Source organism: Halopseudomonas pelagia CL-AP6 (assembly GCF_000410875.1).
GTDB lineage: Bacteria > Pseudomonadota > Gammaproteobacteria > Pseudomonadales > Pseudomonadaceae > Halopseudomonas > Halopseudomonas pelagia.
This window is the reverse complement of the sequence record NZ_AROI01000005.1, coordinates 137,642-161,518: the sequence shown is the minus strand read 5'-3', so window position 1 is coordinate 161,518 and position 23,877 is coordinate 137,642. Positions and strand designations below refer to the sequence as shown.

The window sequence follows — 23,877 nt, the reverse complement described above, 5'->3', positions numbered from 1 at the left end:
ATTCAAGCATCCGCCTTAATAGCTTTTGCCGAGTGGCGCGCAGCAAGCCAGGCCCGCGTATTATCACCCAGCACCAGCATACAAGGCGTGATAAACAGGGTCAGTACGGTGGCTATGGTCAGGCCTCCAGCGATGGCACTGGAGAGTTGAGTCCACCACTGGGTTGAGGGCGCGCCGAAGCCCAGACTCGGCTCCAGCAGGTTGACGTTGACGGCCAGCACCATCGGCATCAAACCCAGTACTGTAGTAATGGAGGTGAGCAATACTGGCCGCAGCCGCAAACACCCCGTTTCATGCGCTGCCTCAATCGCAGAGGCGCCTGCCGCCCTGATCTGATTGTAGGTATCGATCAATACAATGTTGTTGTTTACCACAATGCCTGACAGACCGATGATGCCCATGCCCACCATGACGATGCCAAACGGCTGACTGTTGATCAGCAGCCCCATCAGTACGCCGGCGGTAGAAAATACAATAGCCGACATGACCAGCATGGCTTGATACCAGCTATTGAACTGAATCAGCAGAATCAACAACATGAGGAAAATTGCGGTGACGAACGCCGTAATAAGAAAGCTGGCGGCCTCCTGCTGATCCGCGCCCTCGCCCGCTGTATTCACCCGCACGCCGGCCGGCAACTCCAGCCCGCTATTAAGCAGCGCGTTGAGACGTTCGCCGACTTGAGCGCCGTCAGCCAGGTCAGACTTGATGGTCACCGCGCGGTTGCCGTCAATACGGTTGATCACGCTGGTTTTAGGTGCCGGCTCCACTGTCACAAAGTTACTGATAGGCACCTGCCCTCTGGGCGTTTGCACCGTTAACCGGGTCAACTCCTCGATGGAGCGCCAACTTTCAGGAAAACGCACACGGATATCCACCTCGTCACTGGCATATTCCGGACGGTATTTCGCCAGCAGTAAACCGTTAGTCACCATTTGCACAGCATTGCCCACGGTAAGTACGTCAGCCCCAAAACGGGCAGCCGCCGCGCGATCCACATTTACCCGCCATTCAATACCCGGAAGGCTCCGGTCGTCTTCGATATCGACAAAATTGCCCAGACTGTTCATCTTCTCGATCAACAGTTCGACCGCCGAGTCGATGGCGTCCTGATCCACGCCTGTCACGTGCAGCTCAATCGGCTTGCCATCCGCCGGCCCGCCTTCCTGCTCGCGAAACTCAAGGATGATCCCGGGAATGTCAGCGGTCAGGGCGCGCATATCATTTAGAATCTCAGCCGCACGGCGCCGCTCATGCCAGTCGGTGAACTGGAACTGCACGGTTCCCACTACATCTGGGGGCAACTCACTATTGGTGGTCGCCAGCGATCGAGCGTAAAGCGCCTTGACCTCGGACAAGCCCAGCAAGCGCTGTTCTACGCGCTGCAGTAGATCGTCTCGCTCATGGATTGACAGATCTCCGCGTGCCCGTACCAGTACCTGGGCGGATTCAGGTTCTACCGAGGGGAAAAATTCCACACCGTGGTTAAAGCTGCCGTAGGCGATGAAAATAAGCACAATCGTCAGCAGCATGCCAACAAAGGTCTTGCCCGGCCGACGCAGCAGTTTCGCCAGCAGCTTGCCATAAGCTTTGCCCGCGCGGCTCACGCCCGCGACCGTAACGGTCGGCTTATGACGCTTGAGTGACCCGAGCACCGGCAAGAATATCAGCGCCATCCCCAGAGAGGCGAGCAAGGCGATGATCACAGTCGCTGGCAAGTACCGCATAAACTGCCCGACCATGCCTGGCCAGAACAGCAATGGCCCGAAGACAGCTATGGTGGTCGCGGTAGACGCGATGATCGGCCAGGCCATACGCGCTGCAGCGTTACCCCAGGCCTGCCTGGGTGCTTGGCCGTCGGTGATATTACGATCAGCGAGTTCGCTGACGACAATGGCGCCATCCACCAGCATGCCTGCCACCAGAATCAGGGCAAACAGCACAATAACGTTCATGGTAAAGCCAATCAGATAGATCACCAGAATGGCTGCGAGAAACGCACCGGGAATGGTGATGCCGACCAATATTGCAGAACGCACGCCCATGGTGGCGACAATCAGAATCAGCACCAGCACCACGGCGGTCAGCACGTTATTCAACAAATCAGACAGCATAGTCTCGACTTGCGTGGACTCATCCATGATGTAGTGCACTTCCAGCCCTTCTGGAAAGTGTTCCTTGGCCTCATCGATCAACGCTCGGGTCTGTTCGATGGTCGATATGATGTTGGCGCCGGCGCGCTTTTTGACTTCCAGCACCATGGCCGGTTGTCCGTTGATCCGGGCAAAACCCAGCGGATCCTTGAAACTACGGTTTATGGTCGCTACATCAGCGAAGGTTACCACCGTGTCGCCATCCACTTTGACCGGCATATTCAACATGTCGTCGAGGTTCTCGATCACCCCAGGCACCTTGATCGACATGCGACCCTCGCCGGTATCCAGACTGCCAGCCGCTACCAGGCGGTTGTTGTTGGACACCAGGTTGAACAGTTGCATGTAGTCCAGACCGTAGGTTTCGAGTGCTTGAGGATCAACCACAATCTCGAGCAGATCCTCCCGGTCGCCGCCGATTTCTACTTCCAGCACTTCCGGAATACCTTCGATTTCTTCCTGAAGCTGGCGCGCAATAAATACCAGCTCACTTTGCGAAACCGGTCCGGCCAAGCCCACTGAGAGCACCGGAAACAGCGCGACGTTGATTTCGTTTACCGTAGGCTCATCGGCCTCGCTGGGGAGCTTGCTGCGGGCCGCATCGACTTTTTCCCGCACATCGGTCAGCGCTTTGTCAGCGTCAAAACCCGCATCGAATTCAAGCATCACCGACGCGTGGCCTTCACTGGAAACCGAGGTCATTTTCTTGACCCCTTCCAATGATCGCAGTTCATGCTCCATTGGCCGGACCAGCAAGCGTTCGGCATCTTCCGGACTAATGCCGTCCAGCGTCAGAGACACGTACATCATTGGAATGGCTACATCTGGGTTGGCTTCCTTGGGGATGGCGTTATAGGCAACCAATCCGCCAATAAATAGGAAGACCAATAAAGTGATCACCGCGCGGCTGCGATCGATCGCAGCGTGGATCACCGCACTCATTCAGCCGCACCCATTCCCGGTTGCGGAGTAAGCGCGGTAGCATCCGAGGTTTGCACAACTTTTGCCTCGACCTGTTGCCCGGGCTTAACAAACCCCGCGCCCTGGGTAATCACCTGCAGCTTCTCAGGCAAGCCTTCCACCGTAGCGCCATCATTGGTTATAGCCACCACCCGAACCGGGTGATTGATGACCCGCCCATTCTCATCCACCGCATGCACACCCAATTGTCCGTCTGGGCCGAGCCGCAGAAGCGCCGGTGAAAACTGGTGTGCCAGCACCGGCGGTAACTGAATGCGCAGAGTAGCGCTGCCGCCGGCCACTCGCCAAAGCTCGGGATTGTCTGCTTCTATCTCAACATAGAAGCTGCGGGTTGCGGGGTCGGCAGCCAGGCTGACAAATCGAACCAGCCCTTCCAGCTCCCGCCCACCAGTCACCTGCACCTTCACTTGTTGCCCCACTGCGACCCTGCTGGCGTCCTGTTGCGGTATTTGAGCGGTGGCTTTCAAGCGCTTCACGTTCACCAGGGACATAAGCTCAGCACCGGACTGAACCAGCTCACCCACATCGACGTAGCGACGATCAACCACGCCATCAAAAGGCGCCACCGGCTGGTTGTATTGAACGGCCAGTTCCGCCGACTTCAGCTCGGCTGCTGCTCTGGCCAGCTCCCCTTCAAGACGCACTATTTCCGTTTCGGTGGCGTAATTGGAAGCTCGCAGTTTGCGCGTGCTCTGCAACTCTGTCTGGCGCAGTCGGTAATCAGCCCGGGCTTGGGCCAGTTGCATACTGCGTCCCTCATCGGACAACTCAAGCAGCACATCACCTGCGGAAACCTGATCACCCTGCTGTCTGGACAACTTCTCTACCCGGCCGGACACCTGAGCCATGACCTGAACCTGCTGCCATGGCTGCAACTGCCCCTGAAGAACCTGCTCTCTGGCCAGTGGCTGTGCCTGTGACCAGCGGGTTTCAACCTGATGTAACCTCTCCTCCAGCTGTGCTTCAAACGGTGGGGCTTCATCTTGCGCACTGCGCTTTTCACCCAGGAGTAGCCACAACCCCAAGACCACGGCCATTAGCACGGCAAGCGCGATGGGTGACATTAGACGGGAAAGTTTGTTCTTGAGAGCAACACTCACGAAAAGTTCCTTAGAAAAAAGTCTAACCAGATTGGGCGAGCGAGCCGGCGGCGTGCAGGACAGCTTGGCTTTCAGGCCATCCGCCGATTTTAACGCGTCCTTTTTATGCCCCTGCTATCCCCTGCATTTTAACTGCGCATAGGGACTCATTCCTCCAGGTTCCCGCCACCCAATGCCACATAGAGATTCACCAGATTCTGCACTTCCGCCCGCCGGGTCTGGATAAAGGCTTGCTCGGCCTCGAACAGGCTGCGTTCGGCGTCCAGCACCTCGATATAATTGACCACTCCTTCCTGATAACGCTTGCGGGCCAGGTTAACCACACGCTGCAGCGTCTCGGTATTGCGCCGTTGTGCATCGACCTGCTCAGCCAGATAGCGACGGCCAGCGAGCGCATCGGCGACTTCATTGAAAGCGGTCTGAATGGCGCGCTCGTACTCGACAATGGCGATGTTATCGCGCGCTTGGGCCACGGTCAGATTGCCGCGATTACGGCCAAAATCGAAAATCGGCAGGGTGATACTCGGCCCTATGCTCCAGGTTTCATTACTGCTGCTGATCAGGCTGCTGAACTCGCTGGACGCATAGCCAAAGCTGCCGGTCAGTGATACCTGCGGAAAGAAGGCTGCGCGCGCAATGCCGATATTCGCCTTAGCCGCGATCAGACGCTGTTCGGCCGCGAGAATATCCGGGCGGTTAACCAGCAGGCTGGATGACAACCCGGCGTCCAGCGCTGGCGGACTGGACTGCTGCTCCAGCGATAGCGGCTCTGGCAAAGGCTCAGAAACGACGCCCCCAGTCAGTACCGCCAGCAGGTTATGACTTTCTGCACGGGTCAGCATAATGCTCGCCAACTGGGTTTCTGCCTGCGTTAACAAGGCCTCTGCCTGGTTGAAGTCCAGCGCCGAGGTAATGCCCGCATCCAGGCGAACCTTGGCGATACGCAGGCCGTCCCGCCGGCTGATCACCGTTGCCTCAGCCAGAGCGATACGCTCTACCGCCTCACGCAGCCCCAGGTAGGTGGTGGCTACATCGCGGATCAGCGACAGGCGAAAGACACGCTGCGCTTCAACGCTGGCAAAGTATTCGGCCCGGGCAGCAGTGGAGAGATTAGCCACACGCCCCCAGAAATCCAGCTCGAATGCCGACACTCTGGCGCTGACCGAATAGGTTTCGCTTACCGAGCCGCCGCTGACTCCGGTCGCTGCGCCCTGATTGGCGCGTCCACGGGTAACATCGGCGCCGAGACCCAGCGAGGGAAAGCGCTCGGCGTTTTGTACTCGGTAGAGCCCGCGAGTCTCTTCGATACGGTACACAGCAGCCTGCAGATCGCGATTGTTTTCCAGCGCTTGACTGATCAGCACGCGCAACCGCGGATCGGCAAAGAAGTCTTGCCAGGGCAGCTCCGCAGCGACGAAGCCACGCTCGCCAGCCAGCGACTGGGCATCCGGGTAGGATGCCAGCACCGGAGACTCGGGGCGCTGGTATTCAGGAGCCAACTGGCAGCCAGCCAGTGCCAGCGTCAGCAGACAAGGGATGAACTTATGCATGCCGCGTCTCCTGATCATCTGCCCGGCCAGACTCATCATCGTCCGTCTCGGCGCCTGGCGGCTTGTTGCGGGTCAGCCAGCGACGCACGGCCAGATAGAACAGCGGCGTGAAGAACACACCGAGCACCGTGGCCATGATCATTCCGCCCATAACGCCGGTACCCACTGCGATGCGGCTAGCAGCACCAGGGCCGGTGGCGACCACCAGCGGCAACATACCCAGAATAAAGGTCAGCGAGGTCATCAGGATCGGGCGCAGACGCAGCTTGACCGCGGCCATAGTGGCGTCCATCAGGCTCTTGCCCTTGCCTTCTTCCTCAATGGCGAACTCGATGATCAGGATCGCATTCTTGGCCGATAGCCCGATTACCGTAATCAACCCCACGTTGAAATACACGTCCGACGGCAGGCCGCGCGACATCGAGAACAAGACCGCACCCAACACGCCCAGCGGCACCACCAGTAACACTGCCAGGGGAATGGTCCAACTCTCATACAAGGCGGCCAGCACCAACAGCACAATAAGAATCGACAGCCCCATCAGTGCGCCCACCTGCCCGGATGCCTGCTGCTCCTCATATGACAGGCCAGTCCATTCAAAACCAAAGTCTTCGGGCAGCGCTGCCGCTAGCCGTTCCATCTCGTCCATCGCCTCACCGGAGGAACGCCCTGGCGCGGCGCTGCCGGAGATGGTGGTGGCCGGATAGCCGTTATAACGCTGCAGTTGCGGCGGGCCTGCGGTCCAGGCTACTGAGGTAAAGGCACCAAAGGGCACTATGTCGCCCTCTTGCGTGCGCACAGTGAGATCGAGCACATCCTCCGGGGTCATGCGGAAGGGTGCGTCAGCCTGGAGCAGCACCCGGTGGATACGGCCTTCCCGGCTGAAGTCATTGGCATAGGCACTACCAAAGGTAATGCTCAACGTGGCATTGATATCGCTGATCGACAGCCCCAACGCCCGGGCCTTGATGCGATCGACATCCACGCGCAAGCGTGGAGCGATTTCTTCACCCTCCGGCCGCACCCCGGTTAGCAGCTCACTTTGACTCGCCGCTGCCAGCAGTTGGTTGCGCGCCTGTAACAAGGCTTCGGCGCCAGCGCCGGAGCGGTCCTGCAGTTTGAAGGAAAAGCCACCGGCTACTCCCAGAGAAGGGATCGACGGCGGGTTCAGAACGAAGACATTGGCATTCTTGATGCTGCTCAGCGCCCCCATCGCGTTTTGTACTAATGTCTGCGCGCTATTTTCCACCCCAGGACGCTCATCCCAGGGCAGCAAGCTGACAAAGGACATCGCATGCGCCTGACCCTGGCCGAAGAAACTGAAACCTTTAATGAATACCACGTTTTCAATTTGCGGCACCTGGTCGTAGTAAGCCTTCACCTCCTCTACTACCAGGTCAGTACGGTCGGCAGTGGAACCAGACGGGCCCTGTACCGCAGTGATCATCGAGCCCTGATCTTCGGCAGGAATAAAACTGCCCGGCAAGCGCAGAAACAGCAGCCCAGCAATCACCACCAGGCCAACAAACAACAGCAGAAAACGCAAAGGCCGCAAGAGGATGGCGCCCACGCCGCCTTGATAGCGAGAGGTGGTGCGATCGATAAAACGATTGAACGGGGCAAATACCCGCTTACCCAGCGGCTGTCGCTCCCCGTCACGCACGGGCGGGCGTAGCAACGCCGCACATAATGCCGGCGTCAATGAGAGCGCCAGAATCGTCGATACGCCTACCGAGATCGCCAGAGTGACCGAGAACTGTCGGTAGATCCCACCAGTAGAACCTGGGAAAAACGCCATCGGCAGAAACACCGCGATCAGCACAAGCGTCGTTCCGATGACCGCCGAAGTCACCTGATCCATCGCCTTGACCGTCGCCTTGTAAGGGCTCAAGCCCTCCTCTTCCATCAGCCGTTCGACGTTCTCAACCACTACGATGGCATCATCTACCAGCGTACCGATCGCCAGAATCATCGCGAACAGGCTGAGCAAGTTGATGGAAAATCCGAACAGCCACAGGCCCATGCAGGCGCCAGCCAGTGCGATGGGCACGACGATGGTCGGGATGATCGTGGCGCGCCAACTTTGCAGGAACACGAACATCACCAGAAAGACCAACAGCATGGCAACCGATAACGTGATCAGTACCTCCTTAATGGATGCACTGATAAAGGGCGTACTGTCGTAGGGAACGATCCAGCCAATGTCCTCGGGGAAGCCACGCTCCAATTCGGCCAGACGGTTCTTGACCCCTTCTGCGACGGCCAGTGCGTTAGCGCCGGGCGTCAGCTGTACAGCCATGCCCGCCGCTTCCTGACCATTGATTTCCAGCCGGGTCAGATAGCTTTCAGCGCCCAGCTCAATCCGAGCAACATCCCCCAGACGCACGGCCGAGCCATCGGAATTGGCCCGCAGGATAATCTGCGCGAACTCCTCAGGTGTACTCATTTGCCCCTGAGTCTGGATGGTCGCGGTAATCTCGATATTGTCCGCATTGGGCAGATCACCTACGGCGCCACCCGCAGACTGGCTATTCTGCTCCTGGACCGCAGAGAGCGCTTCGGCGGGCGACAGACCGAAACTGGCGAGTTTGTCCGGGTTCAGCCAAATGCGCATGGCGTACTGGGTGGAAAACTCTCTGATATCACCTACACCGGGCACGCGCCTAAGCTCGTCCACAACCTGAGCCGAGGCAAAGTTACCCAGCTCTAGCGCTGAGTTTTCGCCGTTCTTCGAGGTAAGCGCGACAATCATCAAAAAGCTGGAAGAGGCCTGGTTGACCTGGACTCCCTGGCGTCGGACCTCCTCGGGCAAACGCTGTTCCACACGACTCAGACGGTTTTGCACCTCCATCTGGGCAGTATCTATATCGGTGCCGGCCTCGAACGTCAGCTCGATCGAAGCGCTGCCGTTCGACCGGCTTGTGGCCTGCATGTACAGGAAGCCTTCAACGCCATTGAGTTCCTGCTCAATGATCTACGTGACGTTGGTTTCCAGCACCGAAGCATCGGCTCCCGGGTAGGTCACGCTGATAGTCAGTGACGGCGGGGCAATGGTCGGATATTGCTCAACGGCCAGATCACGTAACGCCAGGATACCGCCCAAGCCGATGATCAGCGCAATGACCCAGGCGAATACCGGACGCTTGATAAAGAAATGCGGGGTCATGGCGCGCCATTCCCATCGGCGCCTTCATCGCCACCCTGATCAGACTCGGCTGCAGCAATACGTACCTTCTGGTCCGGGCTCACCTTCTGCAAGCCTGCCACAATTACCCTGTCCCCCGGTTCCAAACCGGCGGTGATAACCCAGTTGCCATCGCGCTGTTCACCCACCTTGACCGAGCGTACGGCGACCGTCTCCTCGGCAGTCACTAGGCGCACTGTCGGGCCCTGTTCGCTCATCTGTACGGCACGCTGGGGTACCATCATGCCCTCTGCGCGAACACCCGCCTGAATGCGCGCGTTAACAAACTGGCCAGGTAACAACAAACGGTCTGGATTGGGGAATTCGGCGCGTAGTGCCACGGTGCCGGTGGCCTGGTCAATCGTCATCGCGTAGAAATTCATCTGACCAACCTGGTCGAATTCACTTCCGTCTTCCAACGTCAAGGTCACCGCCACGTCACCATCTTCCGGCCGGGTCAGCGCTCCCGATGCAAATTGCGAGCGAATGGACAACAATTCTGAACTGGATTGGGAAAAGTTCACATAAACAGGATCGAACTGTTCGACCGTCGTCAGCAATGTGCCGCTTGAGGCACTAACCAAGGCACCTTCGGTCACTTGAGCACGACCCGCACGGCCGGCAATCGGTGTACTGATGGTGGTGTAGTCCAGATTCAGCTGCGCCGCATCCAGTTGTGCCTTGGCCTGTAACACATCCGCCTGGGCGGTGCGTAAGCGGGCCACCGCCGAATCATATTCCTGCTGGCTTATAGCCTGTTCCTCCACCAGCCCCTTATAGCGGCGCACATCCTGCGCCGCATTGGCCTCAGTCGCCTGGGCGCGATCGAGCGCAGCCTTGACCGCACTCAGACTGGCCTGCATCTCACGGGGATCCACAGCAAACAGCTCCGCACCAGCCTCCACATCACTACCTTCGCGGTACAAACGCTTTTGAATGATGCCATCAACCCGCGCCCGTATTTCTGCCGTCCTTACCGCCTGGACGCGCCCAGGCACTTCGATGATGTTGTTTATCTGTTCGGCGCGCATCACCTGGACCTGCACCTCCGGCGCAGGTGGCGCCTGCGCGGGGGCCGACTCCTCGCGTCCACAGGCGCCCAGCAGCAAAACCGAGAGGATGAGCAGGGCTCTGGAGGCGGTTCGACGGCGCATTGATTATTCCTTTTTGACAATAGGATGGCAGAGCCAGGCTGCTTATTGGCCATGCAACGGCCACAATAATTCATATTATTGCGGCTTGTGCAATTATGGCACCGGCACCTCAGGCCAACTAGACAATTAGCTCTAGTTCCGCCTTGCGCTCAGGTTCAGTTGCTACAAGGTATGTCCAGCTGTCCTATCGCAGGCTAGCACGATGTCCGTCACCATGGCTTGCGCAACAGATTTAGGCTCCACAGCACCGACAGCCGCTGTAATAGTCCTGGCACGCCCACGGCGTCGCACTTGGCACCTCGGTACCAACGAGGGGAATCAGTTATCTGAAGTAGCAAGGCAAGGTGCCCGGCGGTAGCAGGGAATTTAAGCGAACAGCAGAGTGCTATGGGATTGGCGCCGCAAGATCCAGCCACAGATCGGCTCGGGTCATGCGGTTAAACCTCCTCCTGCAACGCGCGCTACAGGAGGGGGGATTTTACACGTAAGGCTGATCAGCAAAGCCCCGGGGCAGGCGCTGAATACCCGGCATAGCCGTGAGTTTGTCGGTCCAGTAACCGCGCCAGTCAAAGGTAGGCTGTGCCGATTCGGTGGCTTGGGCCTTACGTGCGGCCCGGCGCTTGGCATTACGTGAGCGGCGCTGCGCCTCCAGGAACGCTTCAGTGCGCCGGCAGTTGCGACATTTGACGCGGCTAACCTTGTTGGTCGATGCCAGATGCGCGCCTTCACTGCCACAAGCCAGATGCCCAGAAACCTTGTAGTGAGTAACCATGGGTAATTCTCCTTCCCGGTGCCATTATTAGATGAGTCCTTATCCTGTTCAGCTTGCCAGCATGGATAGAGCAAGAACTCTTTATTGATCGGTCACGATCCCATCCTGGATTTTGACAACGATTTGCCATACCCGTTCGCTATAGGCCAACGGCGGGCTAATCAGCAACGCCCGACGATGCGGGTTAAGGGAGAGGAAGAGGGATTACCCTGCGTTGATTCATATTGACTGGCGGCTCGAATGCCGCAGCAAAAAAATCGGCTGCCAGTTCCGCAATAAGCCCCGAGTCACGCGCCTCGACAAGCACCTCTTGCAGCAATGCGTGCAAGTCTGGATCGGCAGGCGAGACGTAGAGGATGTGATCCTGGTCATAGACCAGCACCAAATTACGTTCGACTTGAAGCTGCGGATGGGCAGGCCATTCCAACGCTATTTCGTGGGCGCCGCGGGGCAGGTAATCCATGCCCCGGTTCCGCGCCGCAACCATCTGGTACAAGCGTTTCCAATCGCCGCCTATGGCAATCACTGGCAAATCATTAGCTGCCCATATATCCCGATCTGACCATGCCCCGCCCAAGCCAGCGACCTTGCCCAAACGTTTGAAATCATCCAGGGTTTTAACCTGGTCATACACTGCCTGGCTACCTTGCGGAATAAACAGAATACGACGATTCACCAAGCCGTCTGTCATACCCACATGCACTGGAAGAAATAACTGATCACGCCGCGGCGTGGGGCCGAGAATAAAGGCACTGATCTCGCCGCGCTCTAACATCACTTCCAGGCGCGTGGTGGGGATATCCCCTCGATTGCGCACGTGTACAACATACTCACGTAGCTCCAATGCACGGGTAAGCAATGTGGAAATATAGGCAAAAGCGGGGGGCGTACCGCCGAGCTTGAGAACAATTTCTTCCGCACGCGAGAGCTCGGCCTGACGAGCGTTTGCAGCGGGGCTGAGTAACAATATCAGACAGCAACACACAAGCAGAAACGAGCGGCAATTGATCACGTCGGCACCTTAATTTGCCCAAATAAGGACACCACGGAGCAGCATGCTGCGCGATGACAATCAGTTACGCCACTCAAGTCCGATAAGGCGTCAATAACTCACTACGCCGGTCAACTGTCGCGCGTCAGCACCTCAAGCAACTCGACCTCGAATACCAGGTTCGAATTCGGTTTGATGTGTGGTCCAAACTGACTGGCACCATAGCCCAGATGCGATGGCACAACCAACTTGCGCTTGCCTCCCACCCGCATGCCCATCATGCCCAAATCCCAACCCTTAATCACACGCCCAGTGCCTATCACGCACTGAAACGCCTTGCCGCGATCATAGGAAGAGTCAAACACCGTGCCGTCTTCCAACATGCCCGTGTACTGGGTGGTGATCAAGGCACCCTTGACCACTTCCTCACCGTCGCCTACCAAAATATCGGTTACTTCCAGCTCTTCACTCATACATCACCTGTTCTTTGGAGTACTCACCCTGTGACTGGTGGAGCGGACCTGCGGTCACAATTCCAGCGTCCTACCTCAAGCCTAATCACCGCCACACAATCGAGAAAGCGACGCATGACAAGGAACTTAAATCTGACAGATCATTCACATGTTCAAGATAGGCAACCCGAGTCAACGTCATGATAGTTCATCCGCACCAACCTGAACCACCTCAGGCAGACCCTGCGCTGCAGCTGTTCAGCTCGCCCAAGGATCGTCTGGCGTTCTACCGGTGCGAGATATTCAATGAGACCACCAATCTGGCCAGCCGCACCAACGCCTACCTGACTGCCCAGTCGTTCCTGGTAATCGCCTATGCCTCCTGCATGGCCAATACCAATCCAGATTGGGGCAAGCTGTTCACGCTGGTGGTGCCGGCTACGCTGGCTTTGTTCGGCGTGCTGTGTTCACTCAGCGCCTGGCCCGGCATCAAGGCCGCCTGCGACATCATCGATCACTGGTATTCAAAGCAGAGCGGGTTGTTGAAGTGTGACCCTGTGTTTGGCAAGGCATACGACGACTTTCCGCTGTTTTCTGACTGGGAATCAAGCCTCACCGGTCAACGCAAATCTTTGTCATTCTCCAAACGCACGCCCTGGTTGTTCTCAGGTTTCTGGGTATTTCTTGGCATCTTCGCACTCTGGCTGCACATCCCCAGCCCCGGCTGATGACTCAGCCAGTCCGTGCAAACCAGCCCGCTCGATAACATAGCCCAAGCTATCGAAGTTGATATTGGCGCCGGAATTGATCGCCACCAGCACCCGATCACGGCACTGCTCGCGGGCAACATAGTTTTTCAGGCCTGCGACGGCCAGGGCTCCAGAGGGCTCGGTGATCGAGCGCGTGTCGTTGAAAATATCCCGCAGCGCAGCACAGGTTTCGTCAGTACTCACTGTGATCACCTCATCAACCCAATGCCGGCACAGGGCGAAATTGTGCGCACCGATCTGCGCGACGGCGACGCCATCGGCAAAGGTGCCTACCTTGGGTAATACCACCCGCTGCCCCGCCGCCAGCGCAACCTGCAAGCAGTTGGAATCCTCCGGTTCCACACCAATCACCCGAATCTCCGGGCGCAGATATTTCACATAGGCCGCGACGCCAGCAATCAATCCGCCGCCGCCCACGGGCACGAATATCGCGTCAAGTTGCCCGCTGTGTTGCCGCAGTATTTCCACGGCTACCGTGCCCTGTCCGGCGATCACCGCCGGATCATCATAAGGCGGGACAAAAGTCAGCCCGCGCTCTTCGGCCAAGGCTAGGGCAAAAGCCAGCGCCTCTGGAAAAGCATCACCATGCAACAGCACCTGCGCGCCGCGCGAACGCACACCGTGCACCTTGATCGCTGGTGTAGTAACGGGCATGACGATAACGGCGCCAATCCCCAGCTTCTGCGCGGCCAACGCCAGACCCTGTGCATGGTTACCCGCGGAAGCGGTGATCACGCCCCGGGCGCGCGACTCAGCACTCAGACGCGAGACCTTGGTATAGGCACCGCGGATCTTAAATGAGAATACCGGTTGCAGATCTTCACGCTTAAGCAGCACCTGGTTGCCCAGTGTTGCCGAGAGCCGCGCCGCCAGTTGCAGCGGCGTTTCAATCGCAACATCGTAAACCGGAGCGGACAAGATCTGCGTCACCGTATCGCGCAGCAGTTGCTGGCGCAGCCCGGGATCACTACCCACAGTATCCGGATCGGAACGCGAGCAGGCGCCCGCAGGCCAGGCGCGGGCGGAACTCAGTTGGAATGAGGAAAGTGACATGCTGTCTCCCTTGATCGATCTTTAGCCCAGGAGACAGAAACAAAAAACCCGCCTCGAAGGCGGGTTTTTTAGTGGCCGTAAGTCAGCCCGCCAGTACTGGAATGGCGGTCATAATCATGCGGCTGGAAAAAGCGTTTGTGTAAGTCATGTAGTGAATCTACTGCGGCCTGGAAATAGAGTCAAGATGAAACGGCAATACACCACCGGGTTCAGCAGGCCCAGAAAGGGGCGCATCATCAGTAGCCGGTCATCTCCAGATAACCTTCGCCATCATGAGTACCGGAAAAACGCACCGGCCCTTCCCAGTAAGGAATACCGGTGCCCATCCAGGCCTGATCGTTAAGCGCGTCAGTAGCAATATCCAGTTGCTGTGAAGGCACCCGTAATCGCCAACGCGTCGGCAGGCTTCGCTGTGCAACGCTAACGCTGTTGAGCGGCTGCATGCTGATCTGATCAGGCCGCAGCGGGATGGTCTCGCCCTCGGCAGTGATCCAGGTGCCAGAATAGTAATGACTATCGTCGGCACTGCGCAGACGGAACAGCATTAATTTATTGCCATCCTCCATGTGCAGTGAAAACCAGTCCCAGCCCTGCTGATCGGCGGACAGCGGCTGGCTGCTCCATTCGCGGTCCAGCCAAGCCTGGCCGCTGACACGGTGAGTCTGTCCCTGCCACTCAATCTCGCCCTGCACCTGATAGAACGGCTGGCTCATATACCAGGAGGCTTGATCGCTGTCGGACTTGCGGCTGTAGCCGCCCTCGCCCTGCAGCACTATTGGCTGCTCCGATACCAGTTGCAGTTGATAACTGAAACCCTCGCCACTGGCGTGAACCTGCATGGGGCTCAAGTGTTCATTGGCCTGAGCTTTAAGAGACCACTCATCAATCCAGGCCTCGAATGGCTCCACGGTCACGCCAGCTTGCCCCACTCCGCCACGGGCCAGGCGATCGGCATGCAGATGGCCGCCAGCATGAGTCAAGGCCGCGTGTCCAAGCCACACCTGCTCACTTTGCCAGCCAGCTTCGGCCTGCTCGGGGGTTTGCGCAGTAAGCGCCTGGCGGAACAACGTCCATTGCGCACCCCAGCTCTGGCCCTGTTCGTCGGTCAGGTTGGCAGTGACGTACCACCATTCGATACGGTAATCCGGGTGGGCGCCATGATCCTGCGGCAAGACAATCGGCGTACCGGGCTCTACTTGAGTAAAACCTTCGGATGCTTGCCCCAAACCAGCAAAGCCGGAACTCGACGGCGCTGGCGTCTTCTCGCAGCCGGCCAAAGCAAGCAACAGCACACCCAATATCACCAGGGTCAAGGCTCTCAGCTCAGCTCTCATTGGCAAAACTCCTGAGCAGGCTGCCCGGCCGCGCCCGCGCAATACGCCACACGGGTCCCAAACTCGCCAGCATCACGGCAACCAGCGCGAACCCGAGCAGCGAGAACCACTGCCCCGGGAACCAGTGCCAGGGCAACCGCCAACCAAACGCCTGCACATTGACGACATCAATCAGGCACCAGGCTAGGAGCAGGCCCAACGGAATCGCCATCAGACAGGTGACGGCGGCCAGCACCAGCATTTGCAGCAGACTCAGGCCGGCCAGTTGTGCTGGTCGCAAGCCCATGGCCCATAACGGCGCCAACTGGCTCAAACGGCTGTCGGCCAGACTAAGCAAACTGGTCAACAGTGCAATGGCCGCAACGCCCAGCGTCAAGGTATTGAGCGCTGCGGTGGCGGCGAAGGTCTGCTCGAACACACCCCGCGAGTAGCGTTTAAGCGAAGCCTGATCGATTACCCGATTACCCGCCAAGGCAAAATGGACTTGCAGCTCGCTGGCTAATTCGCCAGCGCGACCGGCGGCCGTCAGCACGCCAAGACTGGTGACCGGTTGATCAATCCAGCGCTGCGTTAACCCGGTGGCAGATACTAATAGTTGCCCGCGGGGATTACCGTAATCGGCATAGCGGCCCAGCACCTTCAACGGCCATTCACCCAAAGGCGTATCCAGCACCAGACTATCGCCAATTGCCAGGCCGAGCCGATAGGCCAACTGCTCGCTGAGCATGGCACCTTCCCCGGCGGCCAGAACCGTCCAGGCATCGGCAACGGACTCGATCAGCGGCCAGGTCTCGGCATACAACGGATGATCAATGACGCCACTGAGCTCGGTCGGCCAACCCGCGATGCGCGTGTCCAACTGCCAACTGGGTAATTGCGCGCGCACATCCGCCCGTGCCTGTAACCAGGTCGAGATCTCGGCCGCCTGTTCCGTGCTTTCCGGGCGAATATAGATATCGGCAGCCAGACGCTGATCCAGCCAGCCGGTAAAGGTTTGGCGGAAGCCTTCGGTCATGCTGCCGACGCCCACGTTCGCGGCCAATGCCAACAGCAAGGCCATTAAAGCCATACTCAAACCGGACAGCTGCTGTTGGCTGTCTGCCCAGAACCATTGACTGACCGGCCCCCGGGCCCACCGAGCGCCCAGCCGCAACATCCCCAACAGAAACACCGGCAGTAGCCAGGCCGCTCCCAGTAGCAGGCAGGCAAGCAGCGCAAACCCGGCCAACAAGCCGGTACCGTACTGAATCAATAGGAGCGCTGCGATCAATAGCAGCATGCCCAAAACGCTCAGCCGCAAGACCACTCGTCCCTGGGCTTCGCGCCAGGCTTGTGGTCGGGCCCAGGCCAGCACTGGCATACGCAAGGCGGTCAGCACACTACTACCGCCCGCCAATAGCGTGCCCAGCAAGCTCATGCCCAGCCCCGCCAGCCACCAACTCGCATCCAGCGACAGTTGCCCCGCTACCTGGGCGCCATATAATCCGCGCAAGCTGGCAGCCACATCCCCCATCAACAGCGCCGCCAGAGCAAAGCCGCTAAGCACTCCCAGGCTACCGCCAATCAGCGCCAGCAACACCAGTTCACATAACAAAGCCACCATCAGCATACGCAGACTGGTGCCGCAGGCACGCAAGGTTTGCATCAAGCCACGGCGCTGTTCCACCGCCAAACCTGCAGCGGCATGCACAATGAACAGACCGACAACGAAGGCCAGCAACCCAAGCGCCGTCAGATTGAGATGAAAGCTGTCGGTCAACCGCTGCAGATCAGCCTCGCCCCGGGACTCCCAAAGCAATGGCACATCACCTGCAATAGTCGGCTGCTGGGCAGCGAATTGATTGTCGACCAACAGCTCGCTGAGCAAACCCGGTTGATTCAGCAGCTGTTGGGCGCGGCCTATATCCACCACCAACATACCCGGTGGCAAATCCGCAACGACCTGCAACGGCGGCAACGTGCGGCCGTCGGCGAGGCGCAACAGCCCATCCGCGCTCACCCCCAGGTCGGCCAGCGTATCGGCGGCTATCCAGGAACGCCCCGGCGAGCGGATAAAATCCACCAGTGCGTCGCTATTCTGCATGCCCGCAGCCAGGGCACCACTCCTCGGCAGACTCAATGGCTCGATACCCGTGAGTTGCAGCCGCCGCACACCCTCGGGGGTGGTCACGCTGACGCTGCCCTGCAGCAGTGGCGACACCGGCCAACCGGCCCGCCGCAGCTCGGCGAACCGCTCCTGCGGGATCAACTGACCGCCTGAGCTGACCAGCACGGATTGGCCACTGCCGCCGAACAATTGTGCGGCACGGTCATAGCTGTCGCGCGCCTGGCTATTGAGCGCCTGCACGCCCGTCCACAAGGCGGTCGCCAACCACAATCCGACCAGCAAACAACCTAACTGCAGAGGATGACGGCGCCAGTGACTGATCAGGCTGTGCAGCGTCCAGCCCAGGCGAACAAGCATCCCACCGTTCAACTCGTGCCACCCTGAACGCGCCCATTGCTAAGCAAAATTTGTCGGTCCAGTCGCTTTGCCAACCGCGTGCTGTGCGTCACCATCAACAAACTGGCACCCGCCTTGTCGACCAGCGTCAACAGCAACGCCAGTACTTCGTCGGCGGTACGCTCATCCAGGTTGCCGGTGGGTTCATCGGCCAGTATCAGCGGCGGCCGCAGCGCCAGCGCGCGGCCCACCGCAACACGCTGCTGCTGGCCACCAGAAAGCTGCTCTGGGTAGCGACTCAGCAGCGCGCTCAAGCCCAGTTCCGCCGTCAGCCAGGCCTGCCATTCGGCATCCAGCTGGCCAGCCAGCCGGGCCTGAAAGGCTAGGTTATCCGCGACCGTCAGCGACGGTATTAGATTGAACTGCTGGAAAATCACCGCTACACGTTCGCGCCGATAAGCCGCGCGAGCGGTCTCGGCAAGTCCGCCGAGACGCTGCTCACCGACCATAATCTCGCCACTGTCGGCCTGATCCAGAGCGGCAACCAGGTGCAACAGGGTACTTTTGCCGCTACCGGATTCACCCATCAGCGCCAGGGTCTGACCACGCGGTAGCTGCAGATCAATGCCATCGAGTATCTGTAGTCGGCCCTGCGGGCCACCGTAGCTTTTACGCAGACCGGTTATCTCAAGCATGGGTGTGCCTCATGAGCCATTCTCATAATCAATCACGGCCAGCACATTGGCCAACGCATTCAGCGGCTGCGTGCTTCGCTGGCGCCGCCATTGATCGGGGGAATATTCAGTCCAGCGTTTGAAAGCCCGAGAGAAACTGGCAGCCTCGGCATAGCCCAATTGTTGGGCTATGCCGTCCAGCCCCAGGGTGCTGTCATCCAGCAGCCTTTCTGCCAGATTACGCCTTACCCGTTCGTCTAACTGGCGAAACGGATGGCCTTCCAGCGCCAGACGCCGGTGCAGCGTGCGCTCGGACAACCCCAGCCAACCAGCCACGTCACGCGCCGGATGAATGCGCCCGGAGTGACTCATCAGGCTCTGCAACACCTGACGCGCCAACGGCGCCTGGATATCATCTAGGCTATCACACAGATGCTGACACAGACTCGCGCAGGTGCGCTGGGTCATGGCATTGGCCAGCGGCAGCGCGCTATGCAGATCCTCCCAGGCGATCAGCATCGCATTGCGCCCGGCCTGCATATCAACCGCGCATTCAAAGTGCCCGGCGTAGAGCTGCGCTGGCACGGCCTGGGGTATGCACAACGCCACGGCCAGAGGTATGAACGGCCGCTGCAGCAGCTCACTGTAAACACATTTCCACGCGGCCATACCGCGCTCGACCACTAGGCATCGGGCATCGTCGGGCAGCACGCTGGCGTCTAGCGCCATCCACAGTCCGGTTTTATCCGGATGCAGACTCACCGGGCAGATCGACATCGCCAGCGGACGAAATTGATTGGTTACCTCAATGGCATCCATCAGCGTACGACTGGCCAACATGGTGTAGCCAAGCAAGCCCAAGCTGGTCAGATGGTAACGCTGACCCAGACGCAAACCAGCACCTGGTTGAGAGTGCAGCGCGACCAGGTTGCGAATCACCGCAAGCTCCTGCCAGAGCTGCAAGGAGCTGAATTCTTCGGGGGGGCGATCCTGCAAGCCGGTATTGGCCAGGCACTGCTGGGCAGACACACCCAACTCTGCTGCCAACTCAAGCAGCAGCCTCACATTGGTATTGTCACGACGCTGTCGCCAGTCCATACGAATAGTCCATTCAACGATATGGCAGTAAATGTCATAGCATGGCAGAAATTGTCATGGCAGGAGTATAGGCCCTAGGGCATGCTGATCTGACAAAAACCTATAACAAGAGTTAACCGCCATGCCCGAATTTTTCTATACCACTGCGCGCAACAACCAAGCTCGACCGAGCCAGCACTTCCGTGTGTCGCCTGTCGCCGGATCGCTCGGCGCGGATATCCATGATATCGACCTGAATGACCTGTCCGAGGCTGGCCAGGCCGAACTGCGTCAGGCATTGATGGATCATCAGGTGCTGTTTATTCGTGATCAATCGCTGAGCGTAGAACAGCTCGAAGCCGTCTCCCTACGCTTCGGCGAATTTGGCATCGAGCCTTACGTCAAACCCATGGCCGATCATCCGCATGTGGTGCACGTGGTCAAGGAAGCCGGCGAAGGTACGCCCTTTGTTTTTGGCGGCGCCTGGCATTCGGACTGGACCTTTCAGGAACGCCCCCCGGCCTTCACCCTGCTCTACGGCCACGATGTGCCGGAGGTCGGCGGCGACACCCTGTTCAACAATATGTACCTGGCCTGTGAATGGCTATCGCCGGCGATGCGCAAAATGTTGCACGGCCTGAATGGCGTCAACAGCCCGGAATTTGGCTATGGCCCGAATGCCAAGCACAACGCTGGCCTAGAGAGCATGCAGATTCTCTACGGGGAAAATGTCGATCATGATGTGCGCAGCCACCCACTGATTACCCGGCATCCTGAGACCGGCCGCAACGTACTGTTCGCCAACCCGGCCTACACCCTGGGCATCGAAGGCATGAAGGCCGAAGAAGCGCGGCCGATACTCGACTACCTGTTCAGCATCGCCACCGCCCCGGCCTTTACCGTGCGCATGCGCTGGACACCCGGCACGCTGGCGATATGGGATAACCGTTGTGTATGGCATCAGCCGGTATCCGATTATTTTGGTAACCGCCGGGAGATGTTCCGTACTACCGTAGTGGGCGACAAACCACTGCGCGGGAGTGCGGAATGAAAGCAGATTTATTCAATGCCAGGGGGGCGGCAGAGGTGTTGTTTGCGGCGCGGCAAAACGCAGCGCCGTGCGACCCGGTCGCCGGACCCTACGGGATCGAAACACTGGAGCAGGCTTATGCGGTCCAGGCAGAATTGATCGAGCAATGGGGTTTCGACGGTCAAATGCTGGCCGGTTACAAGCTTGGCGTGACCAATTCCCAAGTGCAGGAAGCCATGGCGCTGGATCATCCGCTATTTGGCCATTTGCTATCGGGCTGGGACTATCTGGACGGCGATACCATAGCCTCATCGCAACTGATCAGCCCGAAACTGGAAGGGGAAGTGGCGTTTCTGTTCCAGACTACGCTGGACGATCCACAGCTGAGCCAAGAGGCGCTGCTGGATGGCATGAAAGGCGTACTACCTGCACTGGAAATCTGCGATTCGGCCTTCGCCGGCTGGCCGAAAAGCCTGTTCGACGCGGCGGCGGATAATCTCTCCTCCGGCCTCTATGTGCTGGGCAGCGAGCTTAAGGACCCGCGTCAGCTCGACCTGGCCAATCTGGAGATGAAGCTATACCGCAACAATGATCCAGTGGTGACCGGCCATTCACGCCAGTGCATGGGCAACCCGCTTACCGCTTGCCTGTGGCTGGTGCGCGAACTTGCACGAAGAGGCACGCCGATCAAGGCTGGAGAACTGATTCTGTCAGGTTCACTGGGGCCTATGGTCGAGACCAAGGCGGGAGATAAGATACGGCTTGAAATAGGCGCGCTGGGCAGCCTGGAATGTCGCTTCAGCTGACGCAAGCGAAATTGGCTGAGGCGAAAAAAGAAAACCCCGCCTAGGCGGGGTTTTGCAGAACTTTGTTCCTGATCATCCTTAAATCGTGGTGCCTCCAGGCACTGTCCCTACTCCATGTTATTTTTTGGCGCTTCCTGCGTTGCTCCTAGCGAACACAATGTTACGCAGAAACGCAGAATGCGCCCATAGTCAATTACCACCAACACATGTAAGCCAACGCTTACAATTTGACATACTTGCGCCATCTTCGACGCAAGCATGTCAAAGGGCTGTATCAGAATTGCGCTGCATCCAGCTCGTACAAGGATTCACTACCGGCCCGAACGGATTCGCTCAACGAATGAATCCGTGGCAGAAGACGCTTGACGAAGAAACGCCCGGTGCCAATCTTGGCCTGATAAAAACCATCGGTGTCGGTATCCAAGCGCGCATTGGCAGCTTTGGCCATCCTCGCCCACATGTAAGCATAAGCGGTGTAACCGAATACATGCAGGTACTCGACCGAGGCGGCGCCAATCTCGTTCGCGTTGGTTTTGCTGCGGTCAATCACTACGCCGGTCAGCTCTTCCAGGTTATCTATAGCCTTGGCCAGCGGCTGGACGAACTCGACGAGCGCCTGATCGGTATTACCCGCAATAAAGTCGCGCACTTCCTTGATAAAGACCTTCACGAATGCACCGTTATTGGCCACTGTCTTGCGGCCCATAAGGTCCAGCGCCTGAATGCCGTTGGTGCCCTCATAAATCTGCGCAATGCGCACATCGCGCACCAACTGCTCCTGGCCCCACTCACGCACATAACCGTGGCCGCCAAACACCTGCTGGCCATGAATGCAGTTTTCCAGACCTACGTCGGTAAAGAACGCCTTGGCTACCGGCGTCAACAGCGCGACTAGGTCCTCACCCTTCTTCTTGATCTCGGCATCATCGGCATATTTGCTGATATCCAGCTGCGAGCCAACATAGGTAGAAAACGCACGACTACCCTCAGTCATCGCCTTGATAGTCAGCAGCATGCGGCGCACATCAGGGTGCACGATGATCGGGTCGGCAGCTTTGTCTGGCTGCTGGGCGCCGGTCGGCGCGCGGCTCTGAATGCGGTCACGAGCATAGGCCACGGCGCTCTGATAAGAGGCTTCGGAACAGCCAATGCCCTGGATACCAATGGATAGACGCTCGTAGTTCATCATGGTGAACATGGCGTTCAAGCCCTTGTTCACTTCACCGATAAGATAACCTTGGGCGCCATCGAAGTTCATCACGCAGGTAGCAGAGGCCTTGATACCCATCTTGTGCTCGATGGAGCCACAACTGACCGGATTGCGCTCGCCCAGGCTGCCATCGGCATTGACCAGAAACTTGGGCACCAGAAACAGGGAAATACCCTTGGGGCCGGCCGGTGCGTCGGGCAACTTGGCCAACACCAGGTGGATGATGTTCTCGGTCAGGTCGTGCTCGCCACCGGTGATGAAGATCTTGGTCCCGGTCACTGCATAGCTGCCATCCGCCTGCGGTACCGCCTTGGTACGGATGATGCCCAGATCGGTACCGCAATGCGGTTCGGTCAAACACATGGTGCCCGCCCAGGTACCGGCGTACAGGTTGGGCAAATAAGCCTGCTTAAGTTCTTCACTGCCGTGGGCGTCGAGCGCCAGGCAGCAACCGGCCGTCAAAGCAGGATAAAGGGCAAAACTGTTGTTCGCACCGTAGACCATTTCTTCAACCTGAACGCCGAGGGTCTTGGGCATACCCAAACCACCAAACTCGGGGTTACCACCCAGACCCACCCAGCCGCCCTCGGCATAAGTGCTATAGGCTTGCTTGAAACCGGCAGGTGTAGTCACCACACCGTTATCCCACTTGGCGCCCTCTTCATCACCACTGCGGTTCAGCGGAGCAATGGTCTGCGAGGTAATCTTGCCGGCTTCTTCGAGCATCGCATCTGCCGTTTCCGCATCGATGGCGCCGTCCAGTCCTGGCAGGCTCTGCCACAACTTGTCGGCTTCAAATACTTCATTCAATACGAAACGAATATCACGCAGGGGGGCTTTGTAGTCGGCCATGGGAAACTCCTCTAGCAATCATTGCGCCCGGGACAGTCCGGAACATCCGCGCATTGTAGCGCGGCAACGTTTTTGGTAACAGCGTCTTTATATGACTACTTTGTAAATACTGGTCACAACACTGGATCTCGCCAGCAGAAAAAGCTCGGCAATTCCCCCAGAGACAGTAAAAAGTTTTGGCTGACAGCAAATAAGTCACATGCAGGCCAGTTGGCGCTGCGACACACACTCACCCATAGCCAAGCAACAGAAAACAAAAAGCCCCGAACCAGTCGGGGCTTTGCTTAGAGC

General features: G+C 58.4%; 15 protein-coding genes and 2 pseudogenes. 3 read left to right on the top strand and 14 right to left on the bottom strand.

Annotated elements, in window-relative coordinates; genetic code table 11:
* Positions 1 to 2: 2 nt before the first annotated feature.
* From K787_RS22155 to K787_RS0104315, 8 genes and pseudogenes are all read right to left on the bottom strand, one after another.
* The gene (locus K787_RS22155) at positions 3 to 3,095 is read right to left on the bottom strand and encodes an efflux RND transporter permease subunit (protein WP_022961570.1); all 3,093 of its coding nucleotides are present in this window, start codon (positions 3,093 to 3,095) and stop codon (positions 3 to 5) included.
* Positions 3,092 to 4,234 carry an efflux RND transporter periplasmic adaptor subunit gene (locus K787_RS22150; RefSeq protein WP_022961569.1) on the bottom strand — a complete coding sequence of 381 codons (1,143 nt, stop codon included), beginning with the start codon at positions 4,232 to 4,234 and terminating at the stop codon, positions 3,092 to 3,094. The genes K787_RS22155 and K787_RS22150 overlap by 4 nt, the downstream gene beginning before the upstream one ends.
* Positions 4,235 to 4,380: 146 nt before the next feature.
* Positions 4,381 to 5,784: an efflux transporter outer membrane subunit gene (locus K787_RS0104340; protein WP_022961568.1), complete on the bottom strand. Its 1,404-nt coding sequence runs from the start codon at positions 5,782 to 5,784 to the stop codon at positions 4,381 to 4,383.
* Positions 5,777 to 8,950 (bottom strand): annotated as a pseudogene (locus K787_RS22145) (multidrug efflux RND transporter permease subunit). The gene K787_RS0104340 and the pseudogene K787_RS22145 overlap by 8 nt, the downstream one beginning before the upstream one ends.
* Positions 8,947 to 10,122: an efflux RND transporter periplasmic adaptor subunit gene (locus tag K787_RS22140; protein WP_022961567.1), complete on the bottom strand. Its 1,176-nt coding sequence runs from the start codon at positions 10,120 to 10,122 to the stop codon at positions 8,947 to 8,949. Before K787_RS22140 ends, K787_RS22145 begins: the two are co-directional and overlap by 4 nt.
* 478 nt (positions 10,123 to 10,600) lie before the next feature.
* Entirely contained in the window at positions 10,601 to 10,894 is a 294-nt protein-coding gene (locus K787_RS0104325; RefSeq protein ID WP_022961566.1) for a hypothetical protein, read from the bottom strand.
* Between the two features lie 184 nt (positions 10,895 to 11,078).
* Positions 11,079 to 11,906 carry a hypothetical protein gene (locus tag K787_RS22135; protein ID WP_022961565.1) on the bottom strand — a complete coding sequence of 276 codons (828 nt, stop codon included), beginning with the start codon at positions 11,904 to 11,906 and terminating at the stop codon, positions 11,079 to 11,081.
* A gap of 110 nt (positions 11,907 to 12,016) precedes the next feature.
* Positions 12,017 to 12,358 (bottom strand): FKBP-type peptidyl-prolyl cis-trans isomerase, encoded by a 342-nt coding sequence (locus K787_RS0104315; RefSeq protein WP_022961564.1) that lies wholly within the window; start codon positions 12,356 to 12,358, stop codon positions 12,017 to 12,019.
* A 179-nt stretch (positions 12,359 to 12,537) separates the two neighbouring features.
* Between K787_RS0104315 and K787_RS0104310 the strand changes: the two genes are divergently transcribed.
* Positions 12,538 to 13,065, top strand: a complete 528-nt coding sequence (locus K787_RS0104310; RefSeq protein WP_022961563.1) for a hypothetical protein — start codon at positions 12,538 to 12,540, stop codon at positions 13,063 to 13,065.
* A gap of 18 nt (positions 13,066 to 13,083) precedes the next feature.
* Here the strand turns inward: K787_RS0104310 and ilvA are convergent.
* From ilvA to K787_RS22125, 5 genes and pseudogenes are all read right to left on the bottom strand, one after another.
* Positions 13,084 to 14,160, bottom strand: a pseudogene (gene ilvA, locus K787_RS22130) (threonine ammonia-lyase, biosynthetic); the annotation flags it as partial.
* 236 nt (positions 14,161 to 14,396) lie between these two features.
* A complete protein-coding gene (locus tag K787_RS0104300) occupies positions 14,397 to 15,494 on the bottom strand; it encodes a lipocalin-like domain-containing protein (protein ID WP_022961561.1) in 1,098 nt (365 codons plus the stop codon).
* Complete coding sequence (locus K787_RS0104295) at positions 15,484 to 17,958, bottom strand: ABC transporter permease (RefSeq protein ID WP_022961560.1); 2,475 nt, start codon at positions 17,956 to 17,958, stop codon at positions 15,484 to 15,486. The genes K787_RS0104300 and K787_RS0104295 overlap by 11 nt, the downstream gene beginning before the upstream one ends.
* 8 nt (positions 17,959 to 17,966) lie before the next feature.
* A complete protein-coding gene (locus K787_RS0104290) occupies positions 17,967 to 18,632 on the bottom strand; it encodes an ABC transporter ATP-binding protein (protein ID WP_022961559.1) in 666 nt (221 codons plus the stop codon).
* 9 nt (positions 18,633 to 18,641) lie between these two features.
* The gene (locus K787_RS22125) at positions 18,642 to 19,709 is read right to left on the bottom strand and encodes an AraC family transcriptional regulator (protein WP_022961558.1); all 1,068 of its coding nucleotides are present in this window, start codon (positions 19,707 to 19,709) and stop codon (positions 18,642 to 18,644) included.
* Between the two features lie 121 nt (positions 19,710 to 19,830).
* On the opposite strand from K787_RS22125, the gene K787_RS0104280 reads away from it, so the two are divergent.
* Both K787_RS0104280 and K787_RS0104275 read left to right on the top strand, forming a co-directional pair.
* Positions 19,831 to 20,739 (top strand): TauD/TfdA dioxygenase family protein, encoded by a 909-nt coding sequence (locus K787_RS0104280; RefSeq protein WP_022961557.1) that lies wholly within the window; start codon positions 19,831 to 19,833, stop codon positions 20,737 to 20,739.
* Positions 20,736 to 21,524, top strand: a complete 789-nt coding sequence (locus K787_RS0104275; RefSeq protein ID WP_022961556.1) for a 2-keto-4-pentenoate hydratase — start codon at positions 20,736 to 20,738, stop codon at positions 21,522 to 21,524. The genes K787_RS0104280 and K787_RS0104275 overlap by 4 nt, the downstream gene beginning before the upstream one ends.
* A gap of 274 nt (positions 21,525 to 21,798) precedes the next feature.
* Here the strand turns inward: K787_RS0104275 and K787_RS0104270 are convergent, their stop codons facing one another.
* The gene (locus tag K787_RS0104270) at positions 21,799 to 23,586 is read right to left on the bottom strand and encodes an acyl-CoA dehydrogenase C-terminal domain-containing protein (RefSeq protein ID WP_022961555.1); all 1,788 of its coding nucleotides are present in this window, start codon (positions 23,584 to 23,586) and stop codon (positions 21,799 to 21,801) included.
* Between the last annotated feature and the right edge of the window lie 291 nt (positions 23,587 to 23,877).

Bases quoted from the DNA above. Each gene is read 5' to 3' on its own strand.
- K787_RS22155 (WP_022961570.1), bottom strand. From the start codon at position 3,095: ATGAGTGCGGTGATCCACGCTGCGATCGATCGCAGCCGCGCGGTGATC.
- K787_RS0104340 (WP_022961568.1), bottom strand. From the start codon at position 5,784: ATGCATAAGTTCATCCCTTGTCTGCTGACGCTGGCACTGGCTGGCTGC.
- K787_RS22140 (WP_022961567.1), bottom strand. From the start codon at position 10,122: ATGCGCCGTCGAACCGCCTCCAGAGCCCTGCTCATCCTCTCGGTTTTG.
- K787_RS0104325 (WP_022961566.1), bottom strand. From the start codon at position 10,894: ATGGTTACTCACTACAAGGTTTCTGGGCATCTGGCTTGTGGCAGTGAA.
- K787_RS0104315 (WP_022961564.1), bottom strand. From the start codon at position 12,358: ATGAGTGAAGAGCTGGAAGTAACCGATATTTTGGTAGGCGACGGTGAG.
- K787_RS0104310 (WP_022961563.1), top strand. From the start codon at position 12,538: ATGATAGTTCATCCGCACCAACCTGAACCACCTCAGGCAGACCCTGCG.
- K787_RS0104300 (WP_022961561.1), bottom strand. From the start codon at position 15,494: ATGAGAGCTGAGCTGAGAGCCTTGACCCTGGTGATATTGGGTGTGCTG.
- K787_RS0104295 (WP_022961560.1), bottom strand. From the start codon at position 17,958: ATGCTTGTTCGCCTGGGCTGGACGCTGCACAGCCTGATCAGTCACTGG.
- K787_RS0104290 (WP_022961559.1), bottom strand. From the start codon at position 18,632: ATGCTTGAGATAACCGGTCTGCGTAAAAGCTACGGTGGCCCGCAGGGC.
- K787_RS22125 (WP_022961558.1), bottom strand. From the start codon at position 19,709: ATGGACTGGCGACAGCGTCGTGACAATACCAATGTGAGGCTGCTGCTT.
- K787_RS0104280 (WP_022961557.1), top strand. From the start codon at position 19,831: ATGCCCGAATTTTTCTATACCACTGCGCGCAACAACCAAGCTCGACCG.
- K787_RS0104275 (WP_022961556.1), top strand. From the start codon at position 20,736: ATGAAAGCAGATTTATTCAATGCCAGGGGGGCGGCAGAGGTGTTGTTT.
- K787_RS0104270 (WP_022961555.1), bottom strand. From the start codon at position 23,586: ATGGCCGACTACAAAGCCCCCCTGCGTGATATTCGTTTCGTATTGAAT.